At 36.9% G+C, this 20,442-nt stretch carries 15 protein-coding genes and 2 pseudogenes; 9 read left to right on the forward strand and 8 right to left on the reverse strand.

The annotated features are described in order from the left end of the window. Nucleotides 1–195: 195 nt before the first annotated feature. The gene (locus LC087_RS13215) at nucleotides 196–405 is read right to left on the reverse strand and encodes a hypothetical protein (RefSeq protein ID WP_226541298.1); all 210 of its coding nucleotides are present in this window, start codon (nucleotides 403–405) and stop codon (nucleotides 196–198) included. A 642-nt stretch (nucleotides 406–1,047) separates the two neighbouring features. Here LC087_RS13215 and LC087_RS13220 point away from each other — a divergent pair. Further along, a complete protein-coding gene (locus tag LC087_RS13220; RefSeq protein ID WP_226541299.1) occupies nucleotides 1,048–2,310 on the forward strand; it encodes an L-lactate MFS transporter in 1,263 nt (420 codons plus the stop codon). A 150-nt stretch (nucleotides 2,311–2,460) separates the two neighbouring features. Then, nucleotides 2,461–3,114, forward strand: a complete 654-nt coding sequence (locus LC087_RS13225; RefSeq protein ID WP_226541300.1) for an HAD hydrolase-like protein — start codon at nucleotides 2,461–2,463, stop codon at nucleotides 3,112–3,114. Nucleotides 3,115–3,234: 120 nt separating this feature from the next. On the opposite strand, the gene LC087_RS13230 is transcribed toward LC087_RS13225, so the two are convergent. The 3 genes from LC087_RS13230 to cydD all read right to left on the reverse strand — a co-directional run bounded on the left by LC087_RS13230 (nucleotide 3,235) and on the right by cydD (nucleotide 7,555). Beyond that, complete coding sequence (locus LC087_RS13230; RefSeq protein WP_226541301.1) at nucleotides 3,235–3,960, reverse strand: Fic family protein; 726 nt, start codon at nucleotides 3,958–3,960, stop codon at nucleotides 3,235–3,237. Nucleotides 3,961–4,118: 158 nt separating this feature from the next. Beyond that, nucleotides 4,119–5,828 (reverse strand): thiol reductant ABC exporter subunit CydC, encoded by a 1,710-nt coding sequence (gene cydC, locus LC087_RS13235; RefSeq protein WP_226541303.1) that lies wholly within the window; start codon nucleotides 5,826–5,828, stop codon nucleotides 4,119–4,121. Further along, nucleotides 5,825–7,555, reverse strand: coding sequence for a thiol reductant ABC exporter subunit CydD (gene cydD / locus LC087_RS13240; RefSeq protein ID WP_226541305.1), 1,731 nt, complete (start codon nucleotides 7,553–7,555; stop codon nucleotides 5,825–5,827). Before cydD ends, cydC begins: the two co-directional genes overlap by 4 nt. A 216-nt stretch (nucleotides 7,556–7,771) precedes the next feature. Here cydD and LC087_RS13245 point away from each other — a divergent pair, with 216 nt between their 5' ends. Further along, the gene (locus tag LC087_RS13245) at nucleotides 7,772–7,969 is read left to right on the forward strand and encodes a hypothetical protein (RefSeq protein ID WP_226541307.1); all 198 of its coding nucleotides are present in this window, start codon (nucleotides 7,772–7,774) and stop codon (nucleotides 7,967–7,969) included. 217 nt (nucleotides 7,970–8,186) lie between these two features. Here LC087_RS13245 and LC087_RS13250 read toward each other — a convergent pair whose 3' ends face one another. From LC087_RS13250 to LC087_RS13275, 3 genes and pseudogenes are all read right to left on the reverse strand, one after another. Continuing rightward, nucleotides 8,187–8,351, reverse strand: a complete 165-nt coding sequence (locus LC087_RS13250; RefSeq protein ID WP_306019610.1) for a hypothetical protein — start codon at nucleotides 8,349–8,351, stop codon at nucleotides 8,187–8,189. 22 nt (nucleotides 8,352–8,373) lie between these two features. Further along, nucleotides 8,374–9,663 (reverse strand): annotated as a pseudogene (locus LC087_RS19920) (IS91 family transposase). Nucleotides 9,664–10,338: 675 nt separating this feature from the next. After that, nucleotides 10,339–11,178, reverse strand: a complete 840-nt coding sequence (locus tag LC087_RS13275; RefSeq protein ID WP_226543093.1) for a DUF4097 family beta strand repeat-containing protein — start codon at nucleotides 11,176–11,178, stop codon at nucleotides 10,339–10,341. Nucleotides 11,179–11,443: 265 nt separating this feature from the next. On the opposite strand from LC087_RS13275, the gene LC087_RS13280 reads away from it, so the two are divergent. After that, entirely contained in the window at nucleotides 11,444–11,929 is a 486-nt protein-coding gene (locus LC087_RS13280; protein WP_226543092.1) for a DoxX family protein, read from the forward strand. Between the two features lie 76 nt (nucleotides 11,930–12,005). Here the strand turns inward: LC087_RS13280 and LC087_RS13285 are convergent, their stop codons facing one another. Beyond that, complete coding sequence (locus tag LC087_RS13285; protein ID WP_226543091.1) at nucleotides 12,006–14,378, reverse strand: immune inhibitor A domain-containing protein; 2,373 nt, start codon at nucleotides 14,376–14,378, stop codon at nucleotides 12,006–12,008. Between the two features lie 314 nt (nucleotides 14,379–14,692). Between LC087_RS13285 and LC087_RS13290 the strand changes: the two genes are divergently transcribed. From LC087_RS13290 to LC087_RS13310, 5 genes and pseudogenes are all read left to right on the forward strand, one after another. After that, a complete protein-coding gene (locus tag LC087_RS13290; protein WP_306019636.1) occupies nucleotides 14,693–15,145 on the forward strand; it encodes a hypothetical protein in 453 nt (150 codons plus the stop codon). A gap of 809 nt (nucleotides 15,146–15,954) precedes the next feature. Beyond that, nucleotides 15,955–16,650, forward strand: a complete 696-nt coding sequence (locus LC087_RS13295; protein WP_226543088.1) for a response regulator transcription factor — start codon at nucleotides 15,955–15,957, stop codon at nucleotides 16,648–16,650. Then, nucleotides 16,643–17,644: a sensor histidine kinase gene (locus LC087_RS13300; protein WP_226543087.1), complete on the forward strand. Its 1,002-nt coding sequence runs from the start codon at nucleotides 16,643–16,645 to the stop codon at nucleotides 17,642–17,644. The genes LC087_RS13295 and LC087_RS13300 overlap by 8 nt, the downstream gene beginning before the upstream one ends. Before the next feature lie 103 nt (nucleotides 17,645–17,747). Then, nucleotides 17,748–18,509 carry an ABC transporter ATP-binding protein gene (locus LC087_RS13305; protein ID WP_226543085.1) on the forward strand — a complete coding sequence of 254 codons (762 nt, stop codon included), beginning with the start codon at nucleotides 17,748–17,750 and terminating at the stop codon, nucleotides 18,507–18,509. Next, nucleotides 18,499–20,436, forward strand: a pseudogene (locus LC087_RS13310) (ABC transporter permease). Before LC087_RS13305 ends, LC087_RS13310 begins: the two are co-directional and overlap by 11 nt. The last annotated feature ends 6 nt before the right edge of the window (nucleotides 20,437–20,442 follow it).

Genomic DNA, 20,442 nt, shown 5'->3' on the forward strand with positions numbered 1-20,442 from the left:
TGGGTATCCCAGTAAGAAAAGCGGAAGAGCCCGTTTAGCAACGAAGGGGCTTGAGTACTCCGTATGAGATAAAGGAAACACGAAAAGCCGCAGGCTTCGATGTTGACTTATCATAAGGAGGAGGGCGAAAACTTACGAGTTGCTGGGCGCTGGAGCTAGACAACGATGAAAGCACTCTCTTATAAAGGACAAAGTTTATACTTTCTGATCTTTTAAAAGTAAACCAACAGCTTCCCATCCTCTCACGACAAAATACCCCCAGCTACCTATTAGGACTGATATAACGCAACCTATATAACCAGGAATTTTTGCAACCCAAGAACGATATCTAATCCTTAGAACGACTGAAACAATAAGGACTACAACACCAATCACTAGCCCCATTCCGAATGGAAAGAAGTTCATTGTATTCCCCTTTACATAAATGACTTTTTTCATCCCAAAAGATGAGTGATTAAATAATGAAAACTAAGGGCTCCTAAACTAGTCACGCTTAATACTAAAACTGAAAACGATAAATAAACATAATTTGCAGTCTCTTTTCTTGATCGAAAAAGAACCAAGATAGCTAGACAAAAGCTAGTAATAAAAAAGATCGTCCACATAATAGGAGATCCCAAAGTTTCAAACATCATTATGTAGCGAACAAAATATATCACATGGACTAAGATCAATAACATCAGCACTGTATTTTTCATAACTGTAACACCATTATTATTCATAAAAACAAATCCCTCTTCCAGTAAAGCTACTAAAAGACCTTTCCCTATTCATTCGCTCTCGTATTTTTAGTTTATTATACCATAAATGGGATAAAACAAATCTTCCTTTCTTGTAAATTACCTTTCACCATACTAATAAGATGTGACTGTCCTTTTCGACAAACCTTTGCAATCACTCATTTGCGGAAACCTTATCTGTTCAACTGTTCACAAAGAAGTCAAAAAAAGTTGTTTGCTCATTGATTCACACAATGTATAATTAAGACGTATTAATAATTGTTCAGTATTTCACAAACATAAGTATTTGATAAAGGAGCGATTTAAAATGAAACAAAAAAACCGTTGGCTCATTGCTTTATCTGCCATCGCTATTCACCTTTCCATCGGTTCTGTCTATGCATACAGTGTATATAAAACACCAATTCATGATGAACTAGGATGGAGTAGTACCCAAACAGCTTTAGCTTTCACCATTGCTATTTTCTGTTTAGGTACATCCGCTGCCTTCTTTGGTAAAGTCGTTGAAAAGAAAGGGCCAAGGTTTTCGGCTATTGTCGCAGCGATTCTTTTTGCTAGTGGACTAATCGGAACTGGATTTGCCATTCAATTCGAATCTTTAATTGGTTATTACTTAACATACGGACTATTAAGTGGAATGGGACTTGGGATTGGTTATATTGCCCCTGTTTCAACATTAGTGAAATGGTTCCCAGATCGTCGCGGTCTGGCAACAGGTATGGCGGTTATGGGCTTCGGTGCTGGTGCATTAATTTGTAGCCCTGTTGCAAACTACTTAATTCAAACCGTTGGCTTATCACAAACATTTTTCATCCTTGGTGTCACTTACTTTATTTTAATGATTTCTGGAGCTTTATATATTGCTAGACCGGAAGAAGGCTGGAAACCAGCAGGTATGGAAGAAAAAGCAGCCAAATCGAAAGTGAAAGTAAAAGAAGACTTGGCCCAACTAACAGCAAACGAAGCAATTAAAACAAAACGTTTTTGGATGCTTTGGATCATGATGTTTATTAACATCTCTTGCGGAATCATGTTAATCTCTGTTGCCTCTCCAATGGCGCAAGAAAAAGTAGGGATGACAGCCGTTGCCGCAGCAAGTATGGTTGGAATTATGGGCTTCTTCAATGGTGGTGGTCGTATTGCGTGGGCGACAGCTTCTGATTATTTAGGAAGAACAAACGTATTTACCATATTCTTCGCTATCCAGCTTGTAGCTTTTTTAATTTTACCGAACGTTTCAAGCCAAGCGTTGTTCATCACACTCATTTTTATTATCTTAACAATATACGGTGGCGGTTTTGCTTCTTTACCAGCCTTTATCGGCGACTTATTCGGAACAAAGCAATTAGGAGCGATTCACGGTTACTTACTAACTGCATGGTCCATGGCAGGCGTATTCGGCCCCATGCTTGTATCCTATATTAAAGATACAACAAATAGTTATAATGCTACTTTCTATATCTTTGCTGTATTCATTACAATTGCCCTAATCACTTCTTTTATGATTCGCTTAGATATTAAGAAAGTAAGAGAAGAATCAAAAGGACAATTAAAGGAAAAACTAGCATAACTATATGAAAGCTATACTTCTCAATCAGGGGTATAGCTTTTTATTTTTGACTATTAAAATATTGTTCTCATAACATTTTCTTTTTGGACCAGCAAGAAAATTTTTGATATTGTTTAAGACTAGGGTAAGTATTAGACAGGAGCGTAAACAATGAGAAAATCAGTTATTTTTGATATGGATGGGACGTTATTTCAAACAAATAAAATCTTAGAGTTATCATTAGAAGATACGTTTAACTATTTGAAATCATTAGGAAAGTGGGATGGTCACACCCCGATAGAAAAATATCGTGAAATCATGGGAGTTCCTTTACCTGAAGTTTGGGAGACGTTATTACCTAACCACACAATGAAAATCAGAGAAGAAGTCAATCAATATTTTCTTGAAACGCTAGTGGAAAATATCCATAGAGGAAAAGGTGCATTATACCCTCATGTAGAATCCATTTTGACCCATTTAAAAGAGAATGATTATTCGTTATTTATAGCCAGCAATGGGTTAACAACGTATTTAGAAGCAATTGTAACCCAGTATCATTTGGATCGTTGGGTCTCTGAAGTATTTAGCATCGAACAAATTCAAACCTTGAATAAATCGGATTTAGTAAAGAGGATTATAGATAAATATGACGTAAAAGCGGGAGCAGTCGTTGGCGATCGCTTGTCAGACATTAAGGCCGCTAAAGAAAATGGATTAATTTCAATAGGGTGTCGTTTCGATTTTGCAAAGGAGGAGGAGCTTTCTCAAGCTGATTTTGTGGTAAATGACCTGATGGAATTAGAAAACTTATTGATTAAGAAATAGACCACCTAAATATCTTTCTAAAAGGAAAATTAGACGGTCCCTTTCAACCCTAAATCGCTCTCTATTCCCTTTTGGTAAAGTGCGAATTAGGTTCCTTATAAGGGGTGAAACATAAACCTTTTACAACACACTTACGTAAAGATTTAGGGAATCTTCAACTTCACTGGCAATAAGGCGAATAAAGTCGTCGTAATGATGAGTAATATGTGACTCATCTAAAGCTTCATAGTAAGCTAAGCAATTTTCCACCTTAATAATAATAGGCGGATAGCCATTTTTCATTAATTCTAAGTTGAGCAAAAGTCGTGCGGTTCGACCGTTACCGTCTATAAATGGGTGAATACCTACAAAAATAGCATGAAGCATAGCCCCTCGTTCTATAGGGTGGAGACTTTGTGATTCTTTATGATACCACCACAACATTTCCTCCATTTTTTCTTGAATGATTATAGGAGGTGGAGGAGTATGCTTGGCTCCAGCAATGAAAACTTGTTGGTCACGATAAATACCTGCATAGTCATCATCAATTCCTTTTAGTACAAGCCGATGAAGGTTTTTTATTTGCCACTCAGAGAACACTTCTTTCTTCTGAACAATCTCTTCTACATAAAGAATCGCATCACGATGATTAATCACTTCTAAGTGCTCTCTCATCGTTTTTCCTCCAACCGTAATCCCTTCTAAAACTACCTTCGTTTCATTGAGTGTTAAAGTATTGCCTTCAATTGCATTTGAATGATATGTCCATTCTAATAACATTTTCTCTCGTAAGCTTTTTAACGTGTATTTTTCTAGAGGTCTACTTTCATCTAGCTGTATTTTCATTTCTTCTATCTTTTCAAACATGGTTATTTTTCGCCCCCTTACGATCCACCATATTTAAACTAATTATAATATATATTCCAGAGTAATCAAAGTTGCACTACCAACAGGTAAACCATTATGAAAAAGAATCAGGCCTTTTGATCAATAAATTATGACCAACAGCCTGTATAAAATTCATTTTATGAAAACAGAACACCTTTCTCAATTTGCTTCAGTTGATAAAAATGGCCTTGAGCCTCCATCAGCTCTTCATAACTACCCTTCTCAACAATTCCGCCTTCTTCCATCACGACAATTTGATCCATCTTTTCTAGTCCGGTTAGGCGATGACTGACTAATACAAGCGTATCGTTTTTCGCATACTCAAACAAATGATCGTACATATGCTTTTCGGTTATGGCATCTATTGAGGAAGTTGGTTCGTCTAAAAACCAAGTATGGGATTTCTTCAAAAAAGCTCTTGCGATGGCTAACCGTTGTTTTTCTCCACCAGATAAGTTTTCACCCTTTTCTAACACCTGACTGTCTAGAGAAAAATGACCCAGCTTGACTATACGTAATGCTTCGGTAAGTTCTTCATCTGATAGGTTGTCTTTTGCTATTTGTAAATTATCACGAACCGTTCCATAAAAGAAATGGTTTTTTTGCAGTACTACGTTAATTTCTTTCCAAAAAGAAGCCTCTTCAAGCTGCTCAGAAGGAATTCCATTAAACTCAAGCTGTCCACTTGAAGGAAGACTAAGCTTCATTAAAAGCTGTAGCAACGTCGATTTCCCAGAACCACTTGGACCGACAATCGCTGTTTTAGAGCCTGCCAGAAGGTCGAGATTGATTCCTTTCAAAATGCTTTTTTTCTGACCTGGAAACTGATACTCCACATTGTTGATTGATATGGCTATAGCTTGATTTTGAGTATCGAGCTTTTGAGTCGGTTTTTGTTCTTCATTTGGAATGGAAGTTAGCCTTTCTGCGGCAAATTTACTCTCTTCATAATAAACCGGAATGAGCGCCATAGGTGTGGCATTTTCAAACACCGTTAACGAGAGCATAACCATCATCGCAAGAAATATTCCATCTAACTGGTCCGTGCTTACTAAATAAACAGATACGGCTAAAACTACCCACGTTACGATAAATGAGATCATCGCATTCACCGATTGATTAAAGGCTAACTGTATTCCTTGTTTTTCTTGCTGTTTAACATAATCATGGGCATGACCCATTAATTTTTGTTGCTTTTCTTCAATTTTCTGGTGAATCTTCAAATCTCTGAAACCATAAAACCATTCTGTCACCTCTGTTGAGAATAAACCCCGGTTCTGGCGAGCATGCTGACTCACTTTTGTTTGATTAACGGCTAAAATACCCGGAGCAATAAAACTTGTCATGATTAAACCTACTAGTAAAATGAGGGCTACATAAATCGAATAAAAACTTGTAAATAGGATCGTTGCGATAAAAATAAAAATGGCTAAAATAGGAGGATAAACCACTCTTAAAAAAAAGTTTTGTAAGCTTTCGACATCCCCTACGACTCGGGCTAACAAATCGCCACTTCGATACGTTTGAAAAATACGCGGGGCAATCGGTTCGAGTTTCTCATAAAAGGCCACCCGTAAATTACTCAACATCGTAAACGTCGCTCGATGAGAAAATAACCGTTCACCGTAACGACTAACGGCCCTTAGTACACCAAAGAGTTTAATCGAAGCAATTAACACCATTAAAGCATATAAAGGAACTTCTAAAGCCGCTTTTGAAAGCATATAACCACTCGCTGAGAAAAGCCCAACTGCAGAGATTCCTGCTAAAAAACCAAGAAAAACCGAAAGCCAAATATCTTTTTTTTCGATAAATAGAAGCTTTACAATAGGCATTAATGCTTTCATTGCTCCATCACTCCTTGCTGAATTCGCACCATTTCTTGATAGTCCTTGACCTTCTCAAGAAGCTCATCATGATCTCCCGTTGCGATTAACGTCCCTTCTTTTAAGAAGACAATTTTGTCTGCGTCTTTAATCGTATGCAAGCGGTGAGCCACTGTAATAACGGTAGACTTTTCAGATAGCTCTTTAATTGACTCTTGAAGGATACGCTCCGTTCGTAAGTCTAGCCCCACCGTTGGTTCATCAAACAAAATAATCGATGGCTTCTTTAAAAAGGCACGCGCCAAGGCCACTCGCTGCTTCTCTCCACCAGAAAGGGCTTGACCTCCCTCACCGATTTGCGTATCAAGACCATCTTCTAATGATTCAATAAGATCCGTTAGTCCTGACTGTTGAGCTGCTACTCTAATATCTTCACTTGATGAGTTTGGCCTACCAATAGCAATATTCTCTGCAAGAGAGCCCGAAAAAAGAAAGGGTTCTTGAGAAATATAACTAATTTGTTCAAACCAATCTTGTTCTTTATAGGAATACAAAGAATTCCCTGCAACTTCAAGCCTACCATGATGCGGCTCAATGAGACCCGCGATCATATGAAGAAGCGTCGACTTCCCTGAACCACTTGGTCCAACGATCGCCACTGTTTCATATGGGGAAAAATGAAGATTTATTTTCCTTAACGTAAAGCCCTCTTCACCATAAGAGAACTCAGCCTCATGTATATCGATTGTTGGTGGTTCTTTTTGTTGAGGCAGCTTTTCCTCTCCCCACGCAACAGATTGAACAGATTTATTTAACTCTTCCATAATCTTTTTTGAAGCACCTAAACTTTGTCTTCCTGTATGAAAAGCACTTCCTAAATCCTTAAGCGAGACGTAAAACTCAGGCGCAAGAATCAAAATAAAAAAGGCAGTAAAAAAAGAAATACTATCAAAAACGACGAGCCTAAGTCCAAGCTCAAGGGCAATAATACCGATACTTAACATCGAGATAAATTCTAGCGTTAACGAAGATAAAAACGCTGTTTTCAACACTTCCATCGTTTGATCACGAAAATCATTACTTTGCTTTTTTAATCTTTGTTTATGCTGATGAGACCGGCCATATAATTTTAAAGTAACAAGTCCTTGTAATTGATCTAAAAATCTTCCGGAAAAGGCGGTAAGTTGGTTAACCTGTTCTTCAGATTTCTCTTTTGTTTTCATTCCAATTAGCGCCATAAATAGAGGAATAAATGGTGCTGTTACAAGCATAATAAGCCCTGATGGAACATGAGCAAAAAACACCGCTACAACGACTATTAGTGATACCATCATCGTTTGATTGACTTGTGGAATATAACGACTAAAGTAAGAATCAACTTCATCGACAGCATCCAACATGACGCCGACCTTTTCACCAGACTGACCTTGAATAAAGGTTTGCAAAGGGCTGTTTGCATACTGGTGTACAAGCTTTTCTCTAAGGTCTATTTTCACCTTCGTTGCCATTTTGACACCCACTCTTCCACTAACGAAGGTAAGCAAAGCCCTTGCTACAAATAAACCTAATAAAATCCATAATTGCAAGGAAACATCTACAATGGTTTTCCCTTTTAAAAATACTGCATCTACAATAGAGACAATATAATACGCTTGTCCGACAACAACTAAACCTGTCATAATAGCCATGATTGTTAATAGAAATTTCGTCCCTCTATATTGTTTGGCGATTGCTTTTAACTCATCCATCGTTTGCTAACTCCCTATATATTTAGTGACATATTTCACATAGTTGTACATTATTATATTCTATATTGTCATCAAATGATTAACATGAAAATGACGTTTCTATGAAATCACCACGAATCAATTGGTTGTGCTGTTAGTATACAAATAAAACAGAAGAAAAAGCAAAAATGAAAGTTATGGTAAGATTACTTTATGAGAGAGGAGAGTGGAAGGTTCATGAAAAAACTCGACATTTTTGATGGTCTAATTTTGCTATTTTTTGTTTATTACTTTTTCGCAAGAGTGGATTATGCGAACATTACGACCTTTAACATTCTCATTTTTATTTTAGGGCTCGTATGGTTTACAACCGTTGCAGTCACCTATTATTTGCGTAAAAAAGGAAAAATAACAAATCCAAAGAAGCCTGATTAATTACATGATAACCAAGCAACCTTTCAGATTTGCTTGGTTATTATTCGTTTACATACTATATATGTCTTTTGTTAATAAGATCGTTAAGATCCATGATGTATGTAGAATGAGGACAAACAAGATTGACATCAAGGTAGATTCCACAAGGGTACTTATTATGAGAATGGCGATTAGAAGACATCACAATCAATTAAGAAAAACCAGGTGTGATTAAAAATCACACCTGGTCCTTTTTGGTGCTCAGAATATCCTCAATCCTGTATTCCTTCCCATGAATACCTTTATAGTATTCAGGATACATGTCTTCTCCACATTTTTCACAGGAGAACATAGGGGGGACGGCTGGATCACCTCCATCCATTAAATCAAAATCTCTTACCACTTGTTGTGGAATCTCTTCTTTTTCATGACACACTAAACAAACAAAGTTGATGCTCTGTTTTGATTGGGCCATTTTTTTTTTTTTTTCTTGCCTTTTTTCGGTGTTTCGATACTGGTGAAATGATGAATCACCCTTTCTAAATAGGCTCTTGTCGTGGTACACAAGGCCACCTTGATTTCTAGTCTACCATTTTCAAGACAGACTTCTCCCTTGTATTCATAGTAACACTGGCATTTTTCACAAATAAGAGGGTCTCTCTTACCACTTGATACGATTCGTTCCCTCCATGTCTGACGGCGCATTGTTTTCTTTGCTTTCACTATCCAGCGTTTCGCTTTCTGTTGCCATTGACATAAGACTTTTTACTCAAGCCCTTGCATCTCCTTGAATACATCCCATAATGACGAATCGTCTTAAACTGTTCATCTGGGATATGACGAATAAGCCTAGAGATAAATTCCTCTACACTGATCGTTTCTCTCTTTTCTTTTCCGTCTGTCTTATCATGATACGTAAAGGTTACCTTTTGTCCGTCATATGCCTCGATCCGATTCAGTCCTATCGCAGGTCGACGAATATAACGGCCAATATAGCGAAGTTGTTCTTTTACATTCCCTTCCTGTTTTGGCGCATGCACATAGAAGCCCTTCCCATTATTGTGAAACGCCTGTTGTAATCGAGGTTGTATTCTCTTCTTTTCTTTTTCTGACACACCTCTGCGTATGAACTTTAACACCACGGTCTGCCACTGCTTTCTTAACATTTCAAATGGCAGATAATCGTACGTTTCCATTCCCCCTTTTTCGTAAGACCTCCCATCGTCACTAGCATATGTACATGGGGATTGAAATTCACTCTGGATCCGAAAGTATGTAAGCCTGATATGATTCCAGGGGTCACTTTCGCTTTCTTTTTGAAAAAATCCATGATTAATCGACGCCTCGTCCATCAAATCTTTTAACAGATGGCGATGAAGCAAAAACACATCACGCAGTCCTTCATCAATTGTAAAGATGACATGACGATGATTCACCTGTAAGACCTCTTCTGTTAGTAGTCGACTCCATTCTTCGCTTTCTCCTACTGAACAAGTGGTACAAAATCGCCCCTTACAACGATACGGAACCTTCCTGACATCATGGCAACCTTCACAAACAAATAGCTTAAATCCATTTTTGGGATTCCCACACCCTCTGAATTTCTCTATTTCCTTTCTTACTATTGGACGGATTTTAGCTCCATGTTTCTTTTGAAAGTGATCCCAATGGTTATGTTTATCAAAGAAAATTTGTTTTAATATATTATTCTCCATGACATCAAAATACCACAGTTTCTAAGACTGTGGTAGACCCGAAATTATATACTTTCTTATCTTTTAAGAAAAGCGCAAGCGCCTTGCTCAGCCACGACAAGCATAAGGCGCGGAGAAAAGAAAGATGTTCTTTATCTTTTGTTCTACGTGACTTATGACCTCGAGTGGTTAGGCGCTGGAGCTAGACAGCAATGTTAGCACCTTCTTATAAAGGACAAAGTTTATACATTCTTATCTTTTAAGAAAAGCGCAAGCGCCCGTCTAGCGACGCAGGTGCAAAGGAACGTCAACTAAGTACAGTCACGTCCTGTGACTAACGTTGACGCTAGCCCGTCCTGGGCATCGCCGCATGAGATAAAGGAAACACGAAAAGCCGGAAAGCGGAGGATCTACTAACTACTGCCACGTCGCGCGAGCAAACGTAGATCCACCTCCCTCCTGGAGGCGTCTCCGTTGACTTATCGTAGAGACATGGAACATCAACTAAAGACGCCCACGTCCTGTGGGCAACGTTGTTGCTAGCACTTCCTGTGCATCGAAAGCGCTACCCGTCGCTGGGCGCTGGAGCTAGACAATAATAAAAACACCATCCGAATAAGGACAGATTTTTATACTTTATTACTCTGCAAAATAGGGCGATTTGCTTTCTTCGATCAGGAGCTTTTCCTTTATTCATCAATCTGTCACCTTAAAGTCAAAGTTCCCAGAACTGATGTTTACTTTAACCTCATTTTCTCTTGATCCAAGCGTACCTTTAATTCGATTGCTACTTTTTATTTCATAATCCATTTGCACATCAACATTCCCCGTTCCTGCAAAAGAATTGAAGTCTAAGTTTAATGAAGTTGGTTCCTCCTCTACATTCAGAAAGACATTCCCACTAGACAAATCCACTTCAATAGTTTGATCGATTTCCTTTAAGATGATCTCCGCATTCCCTGAACTAGACTCAACAGTTAGGTCTCCTATCAGATGGTCAATCTTAACGTTACCAGAAGAAGAATGCAGTTGACTAGAGCGGCTTATCACATTTTTTAACAAAATATTTCCCGAAGAATTTTCGACCACTACATCGTCAGCTTTGAGAGACTCTATTTTGACATTCCCGCTAGCACTATTGATTTTAACTTGTTTATATAGTCTATCAGGTAAAGCCATGTTTAATTTTGCTTCTCGTAAAGTAAAAATCTTCAATAACCGGTCAGAACTTACCGATATCTTTAATTGATCACCAACTTCATCCACTGTTAAAGTGAGATCTTCAATCACCTCTTTTTTTCCTTTACAGTTGAATTCAATCAAGATTTCTTCTTTATCGTTAGGATAGACTTGAATGTTCCCTGATCCTAATTCAACATCGATCTTGCTCACCTTATCATTTGTAACCATTTTTCTTTCCTCAAATTCTTCAAGTTCACTTACCGAAATAGTTGAAGGTACTGCCCTTTGAAACAAAAAAGTAGCGATTATTACCAAAAAATAGAAGTTATAACCAATATTACTTTCTTCAAACAACCGCCCCTTTCTAAAATTACCTTTTCCTCTATAATAATAGTAAACACTATATACTTGAGAAACACAACAAACAGTTAGGAATTTTCAAAAAACAGTATTTAAACGATTTGCGATGTAGTCATTTGTTATTTGGAACTAGTAATCTATCTTTTCATTTTCTTCACTTAAAATTCATCAAACGTTAATATCCCTTTCATTGACATCATATTTTGTTATTACCATAATTTAAGTAGATAGAAAATAAAATGCAAGGGAGAGATCAATGATGAGTTGGTTGAAAGGACCTCAAATGGCCATTGTATGGACAGTGGTTCGACTTTATTTAGGCTATGAATGGCTGACAGCTGGTTGGGAAAAGATCACTGGAGAGTTTGATGCAAGCGGTTACTTAAAAGGAGCGATTGGAAAATCGACTGGTGAACATCCTGCTGTACAAGGTTGGTACGCTTCTTTTCTAGAGAATGTGGCCTTACCAAATGTCGGGGTATTTAATTTTCTCGTCTCATGGGGGGAGTTCCTTGTGGGCTTAGGGTTAATCCTTGGTGCTTTAACGATTCCTGCATTATTGGCAGGCGCATTCATGAATCTTAACTTTATGTTAGCAGGTACGACTAGTACAAACCCAATTTTATATACGTTAGCGATGATTTTATTGTTTGCTGGATCAGCAAGTTATTATTACGGAGTCGATCGCTTTCTTTTACCTAAACTTAGAAAAGATAAAGAAGAAGATATGAAAGTAAATGTATAACCATCAGGGAGGAAACTAAGCAATTCCTCTTATCAAAAAGGCTGCCCTTTACTCAGGACAGCCTTTTTTTATTTCATTATTTCTTATATACGACGATCTTACCAACCGTACCATCTTTAGCTTGGTCTAATACTTTCACATGCAAGCCTAACTCAGGAAGGAGTCTACCTGCATCAGGAATTTTAGAACTCATATAAGATTTGCTATCTTTAAATACACGTTTCTTTTTCACATGGTTATCCTTTAAGAATAGACCATTAATATCAACGTAATCCAAATACATTTTGTTCCCTTTTTTGTTATTAAAAGCAGCGTCATGAACTTGATAACGTGTTTGTGCGATTGATTTATCGCTCCATTTTAATACTTTCTGATCTGCGTCGACTACTCCTAGGAAGCCTTCACCAGGATGATTACCAACCCAGTTGTCCGTGTAAGAGTTATCTACATACCAAACAATGAGACCTGGATCAAAGCTCATCAAGCTATTACCACGTTTAATATGACCTAATCCAGCATCGACACCATTTTGACTTCTCCACTCTAGTAGGTAGTAATTTTTCGCTGTAACAAATCCTTCACTTTTCTCAAAACCATCAAAAGTAAAGACCGTATCACTTTCACCATCGTCGCTTAGGAGAGTTTGATCGTCTCCTGTAATCACAACATCATCAACGAAAATACCATCTAGCATATAGCCACCATCGGTTAAATAGTTGATTCGTAATTCAATATCTTTCCCAGCATAGCTTGATAAGTCAAACGTTGCATCGATCCAGCCATCCGATTTACCTGTAATTCCATGTCCAGGGTTAATATCAAAAGGATCTTCTGTTGTTGTGATATTCCCAGGGATGCTTGTCCACTCATCACCCTCTAGTACTTGAACAGAAGCATAGTCATAATCACTCTCAATATCGTACCATGCTTTAAATGATAGATTCGCATTCGTCACATTCGTTAAATCGACGGATGTCGTCATAGAGTTATTAAGATTATCACCTTTTTGGCTATAATACTCATATTGTCCACTAAAAGGCGTATTAATCTCGATTTTCTTATCTGGTAAATTAACGCGTAAAGCATCTAGATTTGTCCCTTTTGTATTGGCTTGGTCTAGGAAATATTCATAACCTCTTTTATCAAGGTCATCAATGTCTACTTCACCGTATTTCATCCAGTTTCCACCCATAGACGTTTGTAAAAATTCTTTTGCCCACGGACTAAACCCTGTAGGTTCTGTTCCAGGAACTTGTCCTGCCCAGCTACCACTAGACATAATGGACCAATAACTTACCGGTTCACCTTGTCCAGTATATTGCGTATCATACTCATCAGGAAGACCTAAATCATGACCATACTCGTGAGAGAAAACACCAGCTGCTCCATCTGCAGGCTGAACCGTATAATCGTATGCGGCCATCATTCCACCCCAATTGTCAGAAGGAGAAGTAGTTCCAGCAATAGGATAAATTCCACCAAGGTTCCAGCGATGAGACCATATAGCATCTGATCCAATGGAACCTCCACCTGCTTCTTCACCAACTGCAGAGTGGACAATCATTAAATGATCGACAAGTCCATCTGGCTCACGAGTGTTACCATCACCATCTAAGTCATATCGATCTTCTTGGTCAAAATCACTTAAATTAAGGTTTGGGTCATGTGCAGCTGCGTCTAACGCTTCACGAACCAATGAACGTGCATCTTTGTCATTGTCGCCGCGTTCTGGATCGTTACCGCCGTATTCAGCATAAGGCTTAGTAGCTGTATACCAACCACCGATTTGTCCATCGACCGTATAGCTTCCTCCGGATTGTTGTTCATAATATTGTTTCATAGAAATAAGCGTTTCACCGTTTGGCCCAGTATAACCATTTTCTCCAAACACCATTTCTTGATAATGCTCTTTTACATAGTCTTCATAATACATGTCTGTATCTTCAGGTTGAATGGAGTTGTGAGGATAGTCAGGGAACTCAATAAGAAGAACTAATACATTGTCCTTTCTGACTTCACCATTAAAAATTTCTTCTTGCACAGGCGCAACTCCACCACGTTTTTTCGCTTTTTCTTTCACAACTTTTTCTTGCTTGTCCATCTTTTCCTTTTGTTCTTTATTTAGCTCTCCTTCAAGTTCATGAAGTTGACCTAAGCCTTCGTCTTTCATGCCTTCCTGCTTTTCCTCTAAAAACTGTTGCAACGCTTCTTCAGCTTCTTCAATTGAAGCATCCTTGGATACTTTCCCTTCTTCTTTCAGCATTTCAATCAGCTTTTCATCATTGGCAATCGCTAAATCAAAAGGCCCTTTCGTGTGTTTGTGTGATTCCGTTTCTTGTGAATATGTAGTTTTCGCCAAAGCATCAGTATAGCTACCAACTGGGGCAACTAACGTACCAACACTTAAAGCACTAGCCATAGCTAGAGAAAATAGTTTCTTCTTATTCAAATGATAACCTCCTAAAATATAAATAATGAAAAAATTCTCAATATTAAGTATAAATAAATTTGAAGATATAATAAATGGTAGAATATAAGTGTTTTTTTTACAATTAATAATAGAGTTCATGATAAATCAGGACTATTTATATAGTTTTAGTACATTTTTTTACATTTAAAAATTAAATGATTTAATTAATTCACATGATTACCCTCATTTATTAATAACCCTCTCGAATTTTATGTTAAAATAAGTAAAAATCATTTACTAGTGCTTATACCCTCACTATGGGTGAAAACTTTTTGAGAATGGAGTGCTTAATGATGAAAAACCTAAATGCTCATGCTTTAAGTATTGGCTATCTCTGTTTGATCGGACTTCTATCAACCTACATTCTCATTTATGATCAAATCCCAAATTTAACTCCGATTATTGTGATTAGCCCCATGTTAGGGATTCTAAATGAGGTCAAAAGAAATCTAAACATTTTTAAATATCCTTTGATTGTCATTTACAGTCTGATGTTAATTATTCCACTCGCCTATATGACGAGAATAGAGTTTTTACTAAACAGCCTCCCACCCGGATATGGTGTTCCCATTTATATCATTGTTACACTAGTATTCTCGCCATTACTTGGTTTAATAAGCGCATTAAGAGATCCAACATGGACGAGATGGGTAGGGTTAATTATTCAAGGAGGGATAATTGTTTTGTATATTGTTGATTTGTTAATTGGAGAGGGGGTTTCTTTTTTAAAAGCCCTATTAAACTAGGTGACTTAGCAATGAATATAGCATTGCATCTATCATGTGGACAAAAATTGAAAGCATGTTAGATGAAAAAGAGCTCGTCTAAATTTTTTTAGAAAGGATATTACCAAATGATAGGACTGAAAAGGTTGTATTATTTTTATACTTCTCTACTTTTACTCGTTATAATCCTCGGGGGGCTGTTCAGGTACAGGAAATGACGTTTCAAACACAGATTCTACTATAGAGTCAACATCCCAAACTGAATCAACTGATTTTACGGCGGTTAATCAAGAAAGTACAGAAGCTGTTGAAACGGCTATATCAAATGAAAACTCATTCAACAATGAAACTAATAACCCAGAAGAAACAAGTTCGGATAAATATAATGATCAACAACAAGAAAACACTTCTAGTACACTAGGTGCGAGTCAGGAAATCCAAGATACAGCAACAGAAATAGAAAAGCAGCAGGCTGTATCCATAGTTGAATCTTATTTACGTAATAAAGAGGAATTAGAGGAAGATGAAAATCATTTTGTAGAATATGATGGAGTCGCTAATCACTACATAGTTGTAAGGTATTCTACTCTAGTATCCGGTCACTCTTCAACTAACGGAAGATATGCAGTAGATTTAAAGACGAGTGGAGTTGTAGACGTAACCTCTGCAAATGATTTCGATAAATTATTTGATTAATTAAGTTGTAATGAACGTACATACAACCAAATAGAGAACATTTTTTATTAATTAACGTATTAGACAAGTGCCCTACATAGATCGCCACATTATGGTAAAATAAACAAATAACTCTACTTAAGCTTGGTGATTCGATGTTTAAACTACTACTAATTGAAGATGATATTTCTTTATATTCAGAAATTAAAAACCGCTTATCACTATGGGATTATGATGTCCACGGCATTACGAATTTTGAAGAAGTCATGACTGAGTTTACAGAAATCAAACCTGAACTCGTCATTATTGATATTCAGTTACCTAAATACGATGGGTTTCATTGGTGTCGAATGATTCGTAGTCATTCAAACGTTCCGATTATCTTTCTATCTTCACGAGATCACCCGATGGATATGGTGATGTCTATGCAGCTTGGAGCAGATGACTATATTCAAAAACCTTTTCACTTTGATGTATTGATCGCAAAAATACAAGCGATTTTACGGCGAACGTATAATTATAATACTGATGAGATCGCCCTTAAGACGTGGCGAGGAGCAAAGATTGACTTTGAGAAAAACCTTGTCACCAATAGCTTAGGTTCCGTTGAGTTAACGAGAAATGAGATGTTTATTTTAAAAGTTTTACTTGAGCATAAAAACAAGATTGTCAGCAGAGAAATGTTAATGAATAGCTTATGGAATGATGATCGTTTTATTAGCGATAATACTTTAACGGTCAACGTCAATCGTCTACGAAAACGTTTAGAAGAGCTAAAACTAGATCCATTTATTGAAACAAAAGTTGGGCAAGGATACTTATTAACAGAAGAGGACTCTCTCTATGATTAAGCTATACATACTAGAACGAAAAAGCTGGATTGCCTTTATCCTTTTCACGCATATTGTCATTCTGTTTATTGCTTATGTAGATTCATCGATTCCTTTACAATCGTATTTGTACATCGTCTTTTTAGTCACGATTTTTTTTAGTCTTTTCGTCATTTTTCGATACTTCAAGGAAACTAAATTTTATAAGCAGTTAAGTGAGACAGAAATTAGTAACCTTATAGAAGAAGTGCAACCTACAAGCTCATTCGAAAAGATCGTCAAAGAAAAACTCGAAGAGCAAGAAGTACAGCTAAAATCGCTCATAACAAAACAAAAAAGCATGCTTGAACAAGAACAAGATGAATTACTTTCATGGGTGCACGAGGTGAAAACACCCCTTACTTCTTTACACTTATTAATTGAACGAATCGAAGATACACAGCTTAAAAGCCAACTAACGTATGAATGGCTAAGAGTTCATCTTTTACTAGATCAACAAATTCATCAAAAAAGAATCACGTTCATTGAAAACGACCTCTTTATGGAAAAGGTCAATTTACAGCAGACCATTCATCAAGAAATCAAATTTCTGCAATCATGGTGCTTTCAAAAAGGAATTGGTTTTGATCTTGATTTAAAAGAGGCAGACGTCATTAGTGATGGGAAATGGCTTGGCTTTATCATTAGACAGCTTTTAACAAACGCAGTGAAATATAGCCGTCATGATGATATTTTTATTAAAAGTGACCTTTATGACGGTCATATCAGGCTTATTATATCAGACAAGGGTCAAGGAATTGATGTGAAAGACTTGCCACGTATTTTCGAAAAAGGCTTTACTTCAACAACAAACCACCAAAACCATCAATCTACGGGAATGGGATTATATTTAACCAAGAAAGCAGCAGACTCCTTACATATTAATGTTAAGGTGCGATCTAAAGTCGAAGCTGGAACAACCGTTGTTTTAACCTTTCCAAAACGAAATGAGTTTACGTTGATTAGGAGCAAGTGACAAAATTGTCACCTGCTTTTTTGATTTGTTCGCTCATTCGAAGGAAGAGTGAAAAAATTCCTCTTATAATGTGAACTATACTATAACAAAAGGGGTTAGAAAGATGACTATTTTACAAGCAACAAAGATCCATAAAAGTTTTGGAAATAAATTCAACAAACAAGAAGTATTAAAGGGAATTGACTTATCTGTTCAAAAAGGGGAGTTTGTCTCAATCATGGGCGCTTCAGGATCAGGGAAAACCACGTTACTTAACGTGCTTTCTTCGATTGATAAAGTAAACGACGGCTCCATTTTAGTAGAAGGAACGGAAATGACAAAAATGAAGGAGAAACAACTGGCAGAGTTTCGAAAAAATCACTTAGGGTTTATATTTCAAGAGTACAACTTGCTTGATACGTTAACCGTAAAGGAGAATGTTCTCTTGCCTTTATCGGTAACGAAAGTATCCAAACAAGAAGCAGAGCAACGGTTTTCTTCACTAGCTCAATCGCTTGGTATTGAGGAATTGAAAAATAAATATCCAAATGAGCTTTCAGGTGGACAAAAGCAGCGAACATCAGCCGCACGCGCGTTTATTGACAATCCTAGTTTGATTTTCGCAGATGAACCGACGGGAGCACTCGACTCAAAGTCCTCTTCCGACCTACTTCATAAACTAAGTGAATTAAACCAACAATATAAAGCAACGATTGTGATGGTTACACATTCTGCCGTAGCCGCTAGTTATTCTACGAGAGTGATCTTTATAAATGACGGACAAATTTATACGCAATTAAATAAAGGAGATCAATTGAGAAAAAGCTTCTTTAATGACATTTTAAAGACCCAAGCTGTTTTGGGTGGGGTGCAAGATGACGCTTAATAGACTGATAATCAAGAACTTAAAAAAGAATTTCAAAAACTATTATTTGTATATTTTTGCGCTCACCTTTAGTGCCGCCCTTTATTTTTCCTTTGTCACCTTGCAATACGATCCTGCCTTAGACGAAACAAAAGGAAGCATTAAAGGAGCCGCTGGACTAAAGACAGGTTCCATTCTTCTAATTGTCATTGTCACTGTTTTTCTCTTATATGCCAATCGTTTATTTATAAAAAGACGCAGTCAAGAGATCGGCCTTTTGCAGCTTATCGGAATTACTAAATCAAAGGTGTTTCAATTATTAAGTGCTGAAAACTTTGTTCTTTATTTCAGTTCAATGATTCTTGGTGTTTTTCTTGGATTTTCTATTTCCAAATTAATTATGATGATTTTATTTCGAGTAACGGGTGTAGAAGATATTGCCCAGCTTCACTTTTCTTATCAAGCATTTTTCCAAACGCTTATTGTTTTCACCTTTATATATATCGTTATGATGCTTTTAAACTACCTATTTATTAAGAGTAAAAGTATACTGAGTTTGTTTAGAGTTAATTCGTCAACCCAAGCAAAGGTAAAACGATTATCTTGGATTGATATCGTAATTGGGGTGTTAGGAATAGGCTTAATCTGTTTAGGTTACTATTTGTCGACTATTTTATTTGATGGCGATTTTGCCACCCAAAACGCTCTATTCTTCACCATGATTACCATTTTAGGTTCAGTCATTATTGGAACATACTTATTTTATAAAGGGTCGGTTAGCTTTATTTTTCATTTAGTACGCAAACGAAAACACGGTCATCTATCCGTACAAGATGTGACTTCTTTATCGTCCATTATGTTTCGAATGAAATCCAATAGCTTTTTATTAACGATTATTACGACGATATCAGCCTTGGCGATTGGATTATTGTCGTTAAGTTATATTGCTTATTACTCTTCAGATAAAGAAGCGGAGCGAGCAGTTCCTGATCATTTTTCCTTCGTTAGCGAAGAGGAGGCAGAACAATTTAAAGAAGATCTGCAAGAAAATCAGATCAACTTTCATGAGGTAAACATAGAGGTCATTCAAACGTATATGAATGTAGAAGCAATTATGACAAAAAAAGATGGAAATGATTGAAAAAGAACCTTTTTTACCGACTCCTATTATTAGTGATGAAGATCTTAACGGAGTAGACGTAACCGAAAAAGAGCTTGTCTTAACAGGCTATAATGATTTATTAGAAAATTTATTTCCTTTAAAAAAAATCTGGTGATGTTGAATTAAAGGGGAAAGATCATACGCTTTCTCAACATTACAATGGCATTAAACATCAGTATTACTTATCCTCTTATTTTTCACCAGGAATAGCACCCGTAGCCATTGTGGATGATAAGATTTTTCAATTATTAAAAGAAGACCTTGACCCAGAAATACAGCTTGAATCATCAACTTATATTGGAATTGAGTTAGAAGATGAAGATCAGGTAGAAAAGGCAAATGCGCTATTTAACGAACAAAGGTTTACAAGTGAAGCCCAGTCGCAGCTTAATATGAAGAATGAACAAAAAAGAGCATTGGGTCTAGTCATGTTCATTGTCGGATTTTTAGGACTAACTTTCCTCATTACTTCAGGATGCATCCTCTATTTTACAGATGGATGAAGCGGAAGATGAAAAACCTAACTATACGATTTTAAGAAAGCTCGGTTTTACCCAAACAGACCTACTGAAGGGAATCATTCGCAAGCAACTATTTAATTTTGGTATTCCTCTAGTGGTTGGCCTTCTCCATGGTTATTTTGCCATAAAGTCAGGCTGGTTTTTATTCGGTTCAGACCTTTGGACACCTATGATCTTAGTGATGCTTATCTATACAGGACTATACTCAATTTTCGGATTTCTATCGGTGCTTTATTATAAAAGAATCGTGAAAGAAGCTTTGTAATTATGT

It is taken from the genome of Bacillus carboniphilus, from assembly GCF_020524035.2.
GTDB lineage: Bacteria > Bacillota > Bacilli > Bacillales > JAIVKR01 > Bacillus_CC.

Coding starts and splice junctions, on each gene's coding strand:
- LC087_RS13280 (WP_226543092.1), top strand. CDS start 11,444: ATGAGTTGGTTGAAAGGACCTCAAATGGCCATTGTATGGACAGTGGTT.
- LC087_RS13300 (WP_226543087.1), top strand. CDS start 16,643: ATGATTAAGCTATACATACTAGAACGAAAAAGCTGGATTGCCTTTATC.
- cydD (WP_226541305.1), bottom strand. CDS start 7,555: ATGGATGAGTTAAAAGCAATCGCCAAACAATATAGAGGGACGAAATTT.
- LC087_RS13295 (WP_226543088.1), top strand. CDS start 15,955: ATGTTTAAACTACTACTAATTGAAGATGATATTTCTTTATATTCAGAA.
- LC087_RS13230 (WP_226541301.1), bottom strand. CDS start 3,960: ATGTTTGAAAAGATAGAAGAAATGAAAATACAGCTAGATGAAAGTAGA.
- LC087_RS13215 (WP_226541298.1), bottom strand. CDS start 405: ATGAACTTCTTTCCATTCGGAATGGGGCTAGTGATTGGTGTTGTAGTC.
- LC087_RS13220 (WP_226541299.1), top strand. CDS start 1,048: ATGAAACAAAAAAACCGTTGGCTCATTGCTTTATCTGCCATCGCTATT.
- LC087_RS13290 (WP_306019636.1), top strand. CDS start 14,693: ATGAAAAACCTAAATGCTCATGCTTTAAGTATTGGCTATCTCTGTTTG.
- LC087_RS13225 (WP_226541300.1), top strand. CDS start 2,461: ATGAGAAAATCAGTTATTTTTGATATGGATGGGACGTTATTTCAAACA.
- cydC (WP_226541303.1), bottom strand. CDS start 5,828: ATGAAAGCATTAATGCCTATTGTAAAGCTTCTATTTATCGAAAAAAAA.
- LC087_RS13245 (WP_226541307.1), top strand. CDS start 7,772: ATGAAAAAACTCGACATTTTTGATGGTCTAATTTTGCTATTTTTTGTT.
- LC087_RS13305 (WP_226543085.1), top strand. CDS start 17,748: ATGACTATTTTACAAGCAACAAAGATCCATAAAAGTTTTGGAAATAAA.